This window comes from Thalassotalea euphylliae, assembly GCF_003390335.1.
GTDB classification, from domain to species: domain Bacteria; phylum Pseudomonadota; class Gammaproteobacteria; order Enterobacterales; family Alteromonadaceae; genus Thalassotalea_F; species Thalassotalea_F euphylliae_B.
The window spans coordinates 3407139-3419147 of record NZ_QUOU01000001.1 but is presented as its reverse complement, the minus strand read 5'-3'; the positions used below and the strand labels follow the sequence as shown (position 1 = coordinate 3419147).

The following is a 12009-nucleotide window of genomic DNA, read 5'->3' as shown; positions in this document are numbered from 1 at the left end:
GCTGATGAACACTAGCTGCTAACCGTTTGCCATGGACCGCGTATCGCGAGTGTTTTAGCTGGAGAGTAAAGGTTTACAAATAAGGTTTCGCCGTCTGGTGAAAAACAGGCTCCAGCCAGCTCGGTTTGCGCGTGTAAGCGAGCAAAATCGTATAATTTTCCCTCGGGTGTTACGCCGCGCAGGTGATTATCGACAACGTCTGTGTATTGATCTTCACAGACAATTAAATGCCCTTGCGGGGTGACTGTCAGGTTATCGCCAAAGTTAAACAGTGACTTGTCCTCGCTTTCTAAAAAGAGTTGGAGCCGCCCCGGCTCGTTTATTTCTGCGCTTGTGCCCTCCACCGGTGACGGTTGGTAACGCATAATTTGCCCGAGCTGCTTAGCGCCGCCGTTGGTGCAGCAAAAATACAGCTCGTTATCTGCCCAGTGAATGCCTTCACCGCGTGCAAACCGCGCTGCCCCTTGCGCAAACCCCTGCTGGCGTAAATCATCTGCGGGGCTTTCGGGGTTGGTGATGTCTATCCACTGTGTGTCTAGCCACTCAAACTGTGTCATATCGTTATTTTGCCAATTGCGGCTATCAAACTGAGGTTTGTTTTTTACCACCAGTGCCTGCAGTTGGCCACCTTCGGCCAACTTGCCGTAGGTTTTGGGCAGAAAACGATAGAACAAGCTGTCGCCGCGATCTTCGGTCAGATAAACAATGCCTGTGCGTGGGTCAACCGCTGCGGCTTCGTGATTAAAGCGTCCCATGGCTTTAAGCGGTTGTGCGTTAATCAAGCCAGTAGCGGTGGCTGGCACTTCAAAAATATAGCCATGTGATTGGCTGATTTTGCCATCAGGTGTAGACACGTTTTCTTCACAAGAAAGCCAGCTGCCCCAAGGGGTGACGCCGCCAGCACAGTTGCGAATAGTACCACTCAAGCTGACAAATTCTTGTTCAACTTTGCGAGTGTTGAGGTTGTAAATAAGTGAGGTTGTGCCACCCGGTAGCGCAATACCGTTAGCGAGTTGGTCGTAGGCAAGTGCGCTTTTGTGCTGTTGAATTGATGCTGGCTGTGTGCCTAAATTTTCTGGTGACAGTTCGTGATTGCGAATCAAAGCAACGCGATCCTTATCAAGCGGTAAACAGCCCATGCCATCTGCTCTATCAGGTACCGCCATACCATCGGTCATCGGTTGCCCGAATTGGGAAATAATGTCGTAGCTAAAGCCCGCAGGTAAGTCTAAAAGCTGTTGTGCATCGGCGGTTAACGGGCCATAGCCCTTGGCCCGTTGCATTAGTTTCTGTGCTGACGATGCCGCGCCAGTTGAAGCTGAGGAGGAGCCTTTACCTAAGCCACAGCCTGACAAGCCAGCAAATGCTAGCGAAGTTAAACCAAGGCAAAAATCGCGTCTGGTAACCATAGGAAATCCTTAAATCTATTGTGTTTGTAATAACCAACTTGTCTAAATTCGCTGAGCAGACATACTCTTTTACTGTGTTTACGGTCTTCTGGCATTTGCATAAGCAGATAGCGCTGGCGGAAGCGCAGCGATAAACGTTACGAGCAGTATCAATCCCAAGGTGATTAAGTTCGCCTCAGACACAACATAGGGGGAGACGGCTAAACCAAACTGGTTCAGTAAATAGTTTTCGCTGAGTACCAAACCTAGGGTTAGTAAACCCGTGGCAAAAGCTGTGCTAGCCAGCACGATTAAGAATGCTTCAAACGCTATAAACCAGTATAGAAAAGCAGGGGAAGCACCGAGTGTTCTGAGCAGCTTTATTTCATGACGGCGCTCGTTAATTGAGCCTAGTAGCATGGCACTTAGCCCTAGTAGCGCAGCAACCACCACGAGCGCCGCAATTAATCGCAAGGTTTTTTCGACAATCGCCATGGTTTGCCACAACTCTTGCAGCGCCACGCCGGGTAAAATGGCCATCAGCGGCTCACTGTTATCCGTGTTGATTTGTCGCTGCAGGCCAAACACACGCATTCTGGATGTTAACCCCAGCATAACGGCGGTAACTGACCTTGGTTGCAACGCTTTCGCAGTCATGGTCAATTGAGTTACGGCTTTGTGGCGCGTTAAATGTACCGCGCTTAACCCTTGCAAGCTAACGTGCAAAGTGCGATCAACGGGTGTCCCTGTCGGTTTCAAAATACCGACAACGCGAAACGGAGATTGGTCGTGATTGGTAAAGCTGGTGGTGCCTATGCCGTGCGACAGTGTCAGCGAATCATTCAGCTGATAGCCCAAACTACTGGCCACATCAGCGCCTAAGACAACCTCAAAAACATCATTAAATGCGCCGCCATGTGCGAAGTTAAGTTGTCGCTGCTCACCATAGCTAAAGTGCATGAAATAGTTTTGCGTAGTCCCCAAGACGCGATAGCCGCGATGCGAGTCGCCAAGCGAGATTGGAATGGCCCAATCAACGGCGCTGTTATTGGCCAGTTTTTGATAGGATTGCCAGCTGATGTTATTCGTGGGGGCGCCCATTCTAAACACAGAGTAGAGCAACAAGTTCAAGCTGCCAGTGCGCGTACCGACAATGAGATCAACGCCTGACACGCTGCTGGCAAAGCTGGTTTTGGCTTGCTGCCTGATATGCTCGACCGCCAGCATCACCGCAATACTGACGGTGACGGCAAATATTGTCAGTAATACCGAACCTTTGCGATGCATTAAGCTTTTACCGGCAATACGCAATAACATTAGTGCTGGCCTCTAGCAGCGCTCGGCGGGTGATTGATTGCTTGCAGCGATGCTACTTGATCAAAATGTGTGGCGAGCTGAGTATCGTGACTGACAAAGAGTAGAGTGGCTTGTTGTTCATTGCACAGCGCGATCAGCAGGTCGATAAAACTATTTCTCGCTTGGGTATCCAGTGACGAAGTCGGCTCGTCGGCAATGATCAGCTTGGGTTGATTAATTAAGGCTCGGGCAATACCAATTCGCTGCTGTTGGCCGACGCTTAGCAAGTTTACTGGGCGACGCCAGTCATTACTGTCTATGCTGAGGCGTTCCAGCAATGACAATATGGCGTGCTCAACATTTTTTTGCTGGGGGCGGGATGCAAAGTGATTGGCCAGCTTGATATTGTCTATGGCATTTAAATACGGTACCAAATTAAATTGCTGAAAAATATAGCCGATGTGATCAGCGCGAAACTTGTCGCGTTTACGCGCACTTAAACGGCTGATTTGCTCACCTAGCACAGTGACCTTACCCGATGTTGGCACTAAAAGCCCTGCAAGCAAGTTCAGCAAGGTTGATTTACCACTGCCAGAAGGGCCAAGAATAAAATGTTTTTGCCCTGCAGCTACCGACCAGGTTGGAATATTGAGTAGGGGGGCATGGTTGGTGTCTTTATTGTTATTGCTACTAGCATTGATGCTGGCGTGCTTGCTGTTCGTGTGAGTAGCGTAACGAAATATTAAGTTTTCCAGCTCAACTGCTTTGCTCATTACTAACGGATTATTCGAGATAAAGTATTATTGTGATAATGTAACTAAAATTTCTTGGTTGTGATAGTATCACGATAACTCGTTGGGGTTGAAGCCTCTTTGTAAACATTCATGAAATCGTTATAAATCGCGAATGAGGTTTTTGTCTAGTTTGCTTGTAAGGCTCTTGATATTAGGAGCTTGTCTTTGAGTCTGTTGTAAGCATTTTGCTTTTAAGAGAAGGGGCAGGGGAGGTGAGGTGCCTTGAAAAAGCCAAGTGATATTAATTTCCTTTCCTAAGGAATTGTTATTGTGTAATGAATAACGGTTAGATCAGCACAGGGGTAAAACATTGAGAAATATAGAAGATAACAAGCTGATGGGAACGCGCACTTGGAGATCGCTTAAAGCATCGGTACTCTCGCTAGCGATTGTACTTGGCATTAGCGGCTGTGATCCGTCAAAGCCAGACAAGGACAATCAAGGTGGCCAGAGTGAGCACTCGGCATCAGTTGATGAATTAGCCTCTAAATTAGCAACGCATGCTAACAGGCAAGCGCGAACTAATGAGCTATTAACATTTTCAGATGGTTCGCATCTTGATACTGGTGATTACCAATTAATTGAATGGGCAGACTTAATTCCGCAAGACGATTTAGCAGCGTTACTTAATCCGCCCGCGTATTTGACCAGCATTGAAGACGGTTCACCGGAAGATCAAATCGCGAGCACTATTCAAAGTGCCATGGCTGCCAATCAGGCGGCCAATCAGCTGGAAGCTCAAGCTGACATGCCCCAAGTTGATCCTTACGAGCAAGCGTTAATCTCCACGAACATTATTGAAGCCATGAATGGCAAAGGGGTGAGAATTCCCGGTTTTGTTGTCCCGCTGGAGTATAACGAGCAGCAGGTGATTACCAGCTTTTTCTTCGTACCGTTTTTTGGTGCTTGTATTCATTTGCCACCGCCGCCTCCGAATCAAATTATTTTTGTTGAAGCTGAACGTGGTTTCACACTGGAAAACTTGTATGAGCCGATTTGGATTTCAGGGACGTTAGCGACTGAGCTATTTGAAGACCAACTAGCAACAGCCGCCTACACAATGACGCTAGCCTATATTGAACGCTACGATGGCTAGTATCGGGAAAATACAACTAAAAGTTTAGCAAACCAGCGCAGCCGTTAAGGTTTGCTCCCATTGTTGCGTTTCAACTTCATTATTCGCGCAGATAATCTCAATACGGCTTTCAAGGCACTCATCCAAAGCAATTTCAGTGAGCCCATCACGGGTACTGTTGTAGCCAAAAATACCATCTGAGGTGATAAATACGCCTTTAATGCGCTCGGCAGTAATGCCAGTTAAGAAAATAAGCAATTGCTCGCGATCGAAAATTTTATCTGGAGCAAAGCGCCAGCCGACACTGTTAAAGCCTTCGCCTTGATTTACCGCTGTTAAATAACCCGATGCAGGCAACGGTTTTTCAGCGGCAATGGGCTCGTTTTTGCGCTTATTTTGGCCGTGGTGATTATGGTGATGGTGGCGATGTTTTACCGGAAGGTGAGCTGTTTTTCCTGCAAGCCAGGCTAACTCAATTTTGCCATGCTCAGTAAACACTAGCTGCTGCTCTGGGGCATCAGGCGCTTTCAAGTGCACTAAGTAAGTGTTGAGCGCTTTTTCATGAACCTCTGAATACAAATCGACTTTGTTACCAACGACCATATCGGCAATGCTGATTTGCTGATTAAATGTCGCATGCGCGGTATAGCGATTGTCGGCTAGATTGCGGGCGTCGACGAGTGTAATGGTCTTCTGTAAATCTAAAATTTCACTGTAGTACTGGTTTGAAAGTAGCTGGAGTACCTCAACGGGGTGGCCAAGACCTGTAGGCTCGATAAGCAGGCGGTCGGGCTTGGCTTCGTTAAGCAGCAAGTTCAGGGCAATTTGCATGGGAAGCCCAGAAGCACAGCACATACAGCCGCCCGGTACTTCCTTAATAAAAACGCGTTGCGTGCGTTCTGCTGGTTCTTCTGCCGATTGGGCCTGTGTTGATTGCCCTTGAAATAAGCTGCCATCAACCCCTATTTCACCAAATTCATTGACCAGTATCGCCCAGCGCTCATGCGTTGGTTTTTGCTTTAACAAGTGCAGTATTGCTGATGTTTTACCGACCCCTAAAAAACCAGTAATGATGTTGGTCGGAACGGCGAGGATTTTATCGTTTGTTGAGGGCATTAATTGGCTCTTATTTTGCTGAAGACACTGCTGCTAACAATAATGCTGCTAAGAGTAAAACTGCTAAGAAGCTTTGTGTTGGTTCAAATACTAGCTTGCTTGCTCTGCAGGGCAAGCGCATTTGTCGTGGCTACGGCACAAGCTAAAGTTTTTAAAATGCGCTACGGCGATAATGCTTGCGCCTATTGTGGTGAGTAACTTCTCGCCAACTTCACCCAGTAAATGTTCACCTAGTAGTACCGCCGCCAGCAAAGCTGCAAGCCCAGCTAAACCATAGGCGACAACGCTTGTGTTACGGTGTTTTTTGCAACCTAAGGTTAGCGCGTAAATACTCGTTGGCAGCACCGCCATTACCATCCAAAAGTGAAAAGACTCCTGTGCCATCGGCAATACCGCTAAACTTGGCACAACCACAAGTAATAAGGGCAATGCTAAACAATGCAGCACGCAAAGCATAGATAAGCTGATCGCTAATTTGTCGGCAGAAATAGATAGTAGTTTCATTGATAAACCTTGTCTTTGTTTTTTGTTAATTGAGCTAAATATATTAAGTAAGCTAGCGGACTAGCGTGTTCTGTAAGATAAAGGCTGCAATTGATGGTGTGCCTTTATGTTGTTGTGCTTATGCGTTTTCGTCTATTCGTTTACAATCCGTTAGGCCTGTTGCTGAGTGCGATGTTCAATGGTCGTTGTCACTTGCTCCTGTTTTAACTTGAGGCAAGCCTGACAAACGCCTGTGAGCTCTATTTGCGGTGAACTTAGTTGATACCCGGTTTGTTTAATTTCGTCAGTTAATGCCATTAAATTAGACGAACAAGCACTTAGCTCATCAACCCGCTGACATTCCTGACAAACAATAAATTGCGGTAATTCATGGGAGTGTTCACAGCCAATATAGGCACAGGCAACGTATTTATTGGCGGTGTTTAAGCGATGCGCTAGATGCACAGATTCTAAAAAGTCGAGAATGCGATAAGCCGACATTGGCGCGAGTGTGCGCTGGTGCTGCTCGCTGTATAGCTCGATCAGTTCATAGGCCGATATGGCTTTGTCGGCTTTCAGTAAAATCGCGAGCACTTGTTTGCGCTTTGTCGTGAGGCGCTCACCGCTTTGACGGCAACTTTGCTCCGCTTGTTCGATATGGGTTTGCCAGTTGTTCATTGGGTTACCTTAGGCTTAGCACGCGTGATGAGGGAGTGAGTACCTGACGACCTTGCTGATGCTCTGTTAGCCAAATCGTATGAATTTTGGTTAACCGCTTAAAATGCGTAAACAACTCGAGGGAAATTGATGTTAATTGCTTCGGGCGTTGGCACGCAAACTCATAGCTAGCGGTAATTTCAGCATGTTCGGCATGCTCAGCACGGTCGGTTTGCTTTTGCGTCGGTGTTATCGGCATAACGCTATTAGTATCAATATGCTGCTCAGTTAGTTGGCAAGTGTTCGCCTTGAATTTAATGACATGGTCAAGCGTTGATAAATGCGTCACCACTTGTTTGACTATGTTTTTTTCGCGTTGACTGTGCGCTTGGTGCTCAAACCCCAAAAGGCTCTCTGCGGGCGCGGCTAAATTAATGTGCAACTGCTGCCGTTCGAGCACAAGGGTTAACTCTGCTTCACCATGTACATGAGCTTGAAGGCCAGAGTGATGGTTGTGACTCTGAGCGAAGTCCTGTTCGTGGCTTTTATTGTGGCTTGTGTTGTGGTTTGTGTTATCGCTTGTATTGTGCTCAGCAGCCAAGCTTATTGGCATACCAAGCCCACACACAAAAAGTGCGGCGGCAAGGTAATTAATGAGCTTAACGTGTATCTTTATCATATCTGTGAGTTGGCTTTTTTTACTTTGGCTTTATCTGCTCTGGCTTTAGCTACTTTGCCTTGTTTCGCTTGGGCCATAGTGCACAAAGCGTATCGCAGGAAATATCGTGTTTAGCTTGGCCTTAATGGCGGTGACATAGTTTATTGGCTGCTAGTGTTAGTCGCTGAAATCTAGCGTTAACAATAAACGCTGCTCGTTATCGGCTAGTCTCGGTGAGCGGTGCACTAAGCCACCACCTTCATTGTCGTGCCAAGATTCACCTTTTAGTAGTGCAACATCGCCCGCGTTTAATTGGTTAATTTGGCTCAAGTCGCGAATGATGCCTGAGCGTTCATCTGGTAAACCTTGACTGCCAAAGCCCAGTTTAGCGCGATTGACACACTCATTGGGGAGCCACTCTGTGGCATTGCCTGTATATGTTGCGACGAGTCGGCAAGGCACTTTATCAACGTGAAACTTGGGGCACATGGCATGGGTAAGATGGGTTAAGCGCAAGCCAACGCGCTCTAATTCAAACAAAGTACAAAACATATCAACCAGCAGCGCGATGTGTTGACATAACTCAGGGGTAGTAGATAACTCATCACATTGTTCAATCAGGTTATCAACAACGTTTTCTGGATCCGTGGTCATGACCGCTTTAACGTTAGTGGCTTGCGTTAATAGCTGGTTTGCTTCTTCCATCACTTTGGCGGGCATTGCCTCTTGCCACACTGAAAGGTTGATATCTGCTTGGTAGATACGAGTAAAAATCGCTGGCTCAGTGCCTGCGCTCGCTTTGCGCTTTGGTGTTTCAGCCATCGAGTCTGCTGGTGAAAGCGTTGAAATAGTTGTGGTCGTTGTACTTTTCGTCGAAACCAATGCTGATGGTAATCTGGTTATCGGCTTGGGAGATTGTGAAGTATGCGCTGCCGCGAGATTACCCATAATAGACCTGTTACTTTATCTCTTTTCTTACTTTTGGTGATTGACTGTTTTTATGGCGAACAAGTAGCTAACACTATGCTTTCTATTGATTTATAGGTGGATTTAAAATGTTTAGGGCGTTTTAAAGCCAAAAGCCAGTATCACGTGTCCGTCATTAAGGTTGAATTTATTGTAATGTTATACTGTAACAAATGTAAAGTGGGGTTTTTATTAAGTGGAACTTTAGCGCTTGATTTGTGTTTAATTGGCGGTTACTTAGCCAAGTTTTATAACGTTATTGAGGTGGCCGTAAAAGGCTCGCACGTAGGAGTCAGGTTAGCTAATTGCCAATGCTTTTTTAATCACGTTTTCTAGCATACCGATCCTGTCTTGTCCCCAAAAGCAATGCTTGCCAAAGCGCATACAAGGCACACCCCAGAGGCCAAGTGACATCATTTCGTCAAGATTTTCAGCTACCTGTGTTTGCCAGCTTGTATTGTTTACATGTGTTTTAGCAATAGCCCAGTTGAGGCCAGCACGCTCGACGATAAGTTGTAGACCCGGATCTGTGTCTGCGTGAATGCCTTGGGTGTTAACGGCGCGAGCAAAGCTGAGCAAAAACGCTGTCAGTTTATTTTCTGCTGTGGCATAGGCAAGTAGCGCATAGCAACGCTCGACCGCAGCGCCTAACGGGTCGGCAACAAAGCCGTAATTTAGCCCCAGTTTTTTCGCTTCGCGCTTGGTATCGTGAAAAATGTACATTTTCTTGGCTGTTGGCACGGTTAAACCGCGCATCATCATGGGCAGCACAGGTTTGATGTTAAGTGCTAGTTTGTAGTGCGCAGCTAATTGCGTAATTCGCTCCAGGGCAATATAGGAATACGGGCTGCGAGCTGACCAATAGAACTCTATGGCGCAATGGCTGGCAGGAAAGGTGAGGGTGGAGGTGTCCGTTTGGCAAAAATCTCGGTAGGTTTTGTCAAAGTAGATAGTTGGCGCTAATTGACGAACCTTGCTTAATGAATTGAGACTACAGGGTTCCGGGCTGACTGCTTTCTTGTCAGCTGCTGTTTTATCAGTTTCTTTCTTATCGACAGCTTTGAAGTAGCCGAGTTTAATCAAGCGCGCTTCTAAGTGAGCTAACCTGTCTATGCCCCAATACCAATCCCCTTGAAAGTAAAGCATTGCGCCTAGGTAATGGCCTTTGCGAGTTAACGCGGCAAAGTTGTCCGCCAGCTTTTGTTTGGCTTGGGCTAATTGCTGTGCTGAAAGCGAAGGCTGGCTTTCAAGTCGTTGCTTTAGCTTGTGTTGATTAAGCAAAGCTGTACCTTTGCCTTGCCACAGAGCTCCAAGCAAAATTTTTGCCTGAGCTAGAAAGCTATCACTGCTTTCGATATTCACCAATGCTTGGGCAACCGCCATAATATTTTGTTGAGCCTCCTTGTCACCAGATATTTCGATTAATTCACCACTTGGCGCGCTAAGGTGGTAAAGCTTTGCTAGGTGGCCAGCGTCTTTGACCGCATGAGCACGCCACAGTGCAAGCTGTGGGAACATATGGGGATCTTGGTCGATAAAAACATGAAATTTTAGTGTTACGTCAAATCGCGTTGTCATATTGTCCAGTACTTGCACTAAAAGGTAGCTATACGGATCGTCGACTTTGATAAAGACATCAAGGGTTCTTTGTTGGCCGTAAAGCGATTGTTTGAGATGGTAAACATGCTGTTTGAGTGACAACAAGCTGTCACTGGCCAGCACTCGCGCAAAGTTGGGCATGATGGTTTTTTTCATGGTGAGTGCTGGCTGTTACTTGTCGGTGCAGTCCTTGTTATCGCTTTATTGTGCTCGCTCGTTTTGATTAGGCTTGGGCTGGCTGAGCTTACGTTGACTAAGCATCGCAAAAACATAGCCGCCAATGGCGCCAGCAAGTAGCTGTAAATAAAAACCCCAGCCTCTTGCGCCGGCGATAATATTAATATGCATTATCGAATTGATTGCGGTCAGTACCACAACAAAGGCAAGAATACCGGCAGTCACAAAGAGTGCATTTCGATGATTATTTAATCGCTTTACCAGCCAGCCAGCGAGTGAAAAGGCAATTAAAAGTGCGATAGCGATAATGCTGCCGTAGGTCGGTAAAAGCCCCAGCCAATCATCGAATACTAAGCTAGTGCGAACATTTATGCCAACCTCAATCCCCAGGTTAACTAATTGATTGACAACGTATTGGCTATGGAACAAGCTAGCCAGAGAAAATGTTAGCAACCAAGAAATGAAAAAAGAGGGGAGGAGCCGTGTTACAAATTGCCTTACCGATTGCCTTGCTGATTGCATTGCTGTCTCAATTTAACATGAAGCTTTTTTCTTACCCTACCAAAGGCTTGCACCGTAAACAATTTCTCTCTGCGCATACCGGCGCTTCACTTGGTGTTTTGCTCAGTGCTTTGCTCGCAGTAAGCTCACTTTGGTCGACTTCGGCATTAGCAGAGACGGCCCCCTCTGTCGAAGCGGCGCAAACACTCCCGACAGAAGCGTATGCCATTACCACCATAGCTACTGAATTAAAGTCACCTTGGAGCATGGTGCAGCTCCCGGATAATACTTGGTTAATTACCGAACGCGACGGTCATGTCGTAGTGGTAAAAGGTGAGAGCCAAGCGCGTGTAAAAGTTGCGTTTGACGGCCTGTACCATGCAGGGCAAGGAGGCTTACTCGATATAGTTTTAGCACCTGATTTTAATGCTTCCAAAGCGGTGTTTTTCACTTATGCACAAGGTGAGCTTAACGCAAACCGTTTGGTGATCGCCAAAGCGATATTTGACGGCACGGGTTTTTCCACACCCGAAATTATTTATCAAGTGGCCACTGACAAAGGCACACCGCAGCACTATGCTGGCCGCGCGTTAATACTGCCCGATAATACTATGCTCTTCGCCAGTGGTGACGGCTTTGATTACCGAGAGCAAGCGCAAGTAAAAACGAGTCAATTAGGTAAGCTGTTACGCATCAATTTAGATGGTAGCATTCCTCAAGATAACCCATTTGCCAATGATCAAAATACTGCCACGCGCGCACTTTATTCAATTGGTCATCGCAACACCCAAGGGCTAATTTACGATACCGACCGCCAGCAAATTGTCAGCCACGAACACGGCCCCGCAGGCGGTGACGAGCTCAATTACATCATCGCTGGTGCCAATTACGGCTGGCCTGTGATCACTTACGGGAAAGACTATTCGCAAGCGAGAATTTCGCCGTTTACACAATACCCCGGCATGAAATTACCGAGCGTAGATTGGACGCCATCAATCGCGCCATCGGGCATGGCGTATTATGCGAGTAGTCACAAGCCATTTGCGTCATTGCAGCAGCAAACATTGATCTCCACTTTAGTCGACAGAAAACTCTATGCGGTCAACCTTAGTGATGGCAAGTTTACACAATCGCATGTCTTTCCCGATATCGCAGGACGCTTACGTGATGTGTATGTGGCTGAGTCGGGCGCTATTGCCGTATTAACTGATGGTGCGGAGGCAACATTACTGCTGATCTCAGCCAAGTAGTGTCGATTGAGCTATGCTATGTAAATTTTGTCGATGAATAGCTGACTGA

Annotated in this window: 12 protein-coding genes; 2 read left to right on the top strand and 10 right to left on the bottom strand. The window is 46.9% G+C overall.

What is annotated here, in order from left to right:
• Positions 1-11: 11 nt before the first annotated feature.
• The 3 genes from DXX93_RS15020 to DXX93_RS15010 form a co-directional block, all read right to left on the bottom strand.
• Complete coding sequence (locus DXX93_RS15020) at positions 12-1409, bottom strand: alkaline phosphatase PhoX (RefSeq protein WP_116008810.1); 1398 nt, start codon at positions 1407-1409, stop codon at positions 12-14.
• Between the two features lie 78 nt (positions 1410-1487).
• Entirely contained in the window at positions 1488-2705 is a 1218-nt protein-coding gene (locus DXX93_RS15015) for an ABC transporter permease (RefSeq protein WP_116008809.1), read from the bottom strand.
• Positions 2705-3457, bottom strand: coding sequence for an ABC transporter ATP-binding protein (locus tag DXX93_RS15010; protein WP_116008808.1), 753 nt, complete (start codon positions 3455-3457; stop codon positions 2705-2707). The genes DXX93_RS15015 and DXX93_RS15010 overlap by 1 nt, the downstream gene beginning before the upstream one ends.
• 331 nt (positions 3458-3788) lie before the next feature.
• On the opposite strand from DXX93_RS15010, the gene DXX93_RS15005 reads away from it, so the two are divergent.
• Positions 3789-4574, top strand: coding sequence for a DUF3299 domain-containing protein (locus DXX93_RS15005; RefSeq protein ID WP_258872680.1), 786 nt, complete (start codon positions 3789-3791; stop codon positions 4572-4574).
• Positions 4575-4598: 24 nt separating this feature from the next.
• Here DXX93_RS15005 and DXX93_RS15000 read toward each other — a convergent pair whose 3' ends face one another.
• The 7 genes from DXX93_RS15000 to DXX93_RS14970 form a co-directional block, all read right to left on the bottom strand.
• On the bottom strand, positions 4599-5669 hold the full coding sequence (locus DXX93_RS15000; RefSeq protein ID WP_116008806.1) for a CobW family GTP-binding protein: 1071 nt from the start codon (positions 5667-5669) through the stop codon (positions 4599-4601).
• Between the two features lie 90 nt (positions 5670-5759).
• Complete coding sequence (locus DXX93_RS14995) at positions 5760-6173, bottom strand: MerC domain-containing protein (protein WP_116008805.1); 414 nt, start codon at positions 6171-6173, stop codon at positions 5760-5762.
• Between the two features lie 150 nt (positions 6174-6323).
• Positions 6324-6830, bottom strand: coding sequence for a Fur family transcriptional regulator (locus tag DXX93_RS14990; RefSeq protein WP_116008804.1), 507 nt, complete (start codon positions 6828-6830; stop codon positions 6324-6326).
• Between the two features lie 4 nt (positions 6831-6834).
• Positions 6835-7488 carry a ZrgA family zinc uptake protein gene (locus DXX93_RS14985; protein WP_116008803.1) on the bottom strand — a complete coding sequence of 218 codons (654 nt, stop codon included), beginning with the start codon at positions 7486-7488 and terminating at the stop codon, positions 6835-6837.
• A 156-nt stretch (positions 7489-7644) separates the two neighbouring features.
• On the bottom strand, positions 7645-8415 hold the full coding sequence (locus DXX93_RS14980) for a DUF1826 domain-containing protein (RefSeq protein WP_258872679.1): 771 nt from the start codon (positions 8413-8415) through the stop codon (positions 7645-7647).
• Between the two features lie 315 nt (positions 8416-8730).
• Positions 8731-10188 carry a DsbA family protein gene (locus tag DXX93_RS14975; RefSeq protein ID WP_116008802.1) on the bottom strand — a complete coding sequence of 486 codons (1458 nt, stop codon included), beginning with the start codon at positions 10186-10188 and terminating at the stop codon, positions 8731-8733.
• 45 nt (positions 10189-10233) lie between these two features.
• The gene (locus tag DXX93_RS14970) at positions 10234-10731 is read right to left on the bottom strand and encodes a hypothetical protein (RefSeq protein ID WP_116008801.1); all 498 of its coding nucleotides are present in this window, start codon (positions 10729-10731) and stop codon (positions 10234-10236) included.
• Positions 10732-10748: 17 nt separating this feature from the next.
• On the opposite strand from DXX93_RS14970, the gene DXX93_RS14965 reads away from it, so the two are divergent.
• On the top strand, positions 10749-11960 hold the full coding sequence (locus DXX93_RS14965) for a PQQ-dependent sugar dehydrogenase (protein ID WP_116008800.1): 1212 nt from the start codon (positions 10749-10751) through the stop codon (positions 11958-11960).
• Positions 11961-12009 lie beyond the last annotated feature (49 nt).

What these genes read in the sequence shown, in the direction of transcription:
- DXX93_RS15020 (WP_116008810.1), bottom strand. Translation starts at nt 1,409, where the DNA reads ATGGTTACCAGACGCGATTTTTGCCTTGGTTTAACTTCGCTAGCATTT.
- DXX93_RS14990 (WP_116008804.1), bottom strand. Translation starts at nt 6,830, where the DNA reads ATGAACAACTGGCAAACCCATATCGAACAAGCGGAGCAAAGTTGCCGT.
- DXX93_RS14970 (WP_116008801.1), bottom strand. Translation starts at nt 10,731, where the DNA reads ATGCAATCAGCAAGGCAATCGGTAAGGCAATTTGTAACACGGCTCCTC.
- DXX93_RS14985 (WP_116008803.1), bottom strand. Translation starts at nt 7,488, where the DNA reads ATGATAAAGATACACGTTAAGCTCATTAATTACCTTGCCGCCGCACTT.
- DXX93_RS14995 (WP_116008805.1), bottom strand. Translation starts at nt 6,173, where the DNA reads ATGAAACTACTATCTATTTCTGCCGACAAATTAGCGATCAGCTTATCT.
- DXX93_RS14980 (WP_258872679.1), bottom strand. Translation starts at nt 8,415, where the DNA reads ATGGGTAATCTCGCGGCAGCGCATACTTCACAATCTCCCAAGCCGATA.
- DXX93_RS14975 (WP_116008802.1), bottom strand. Translation starts at nt 10,188, where the DNA reads ATGAAAAAAACCATCATGCCCAACTTTGCGCGAGTGCTGGCCAGTGAC.
- DXX93_RS15000 (WP_116008806.1), bottom strand. Translation starts at nt 5,669, where the DNA reads ATGCCCTCAACAAACGATAAAATCCTCGCCGTTCCGACCAACATCATT.
- DXX93_RS15010 (WP_116008808.1), bottom strand. Translation starts at nt 3,457, where the DNA reads ATGAGCAAAGCAGTTGAGCTGGAAAACTTAATATTTCGTTACGCTACT.
- DXX93_RS14965 (WP_116008800.1), top strand. Translation starts at nt 10,749, where the DNA reads ATGAAGCTTTTTTCTTACCCTACCAAAGGCTTGCACCGTAAACAATTT.
- DXX93_RS15015 (WP_116008809.1), bottom strand. Translation starts at nt 2,705, where the DNA reads ATGTTATTGCGTATTGCCGGTAAAAGCTTAATGCATCGCAAAGGTTCG.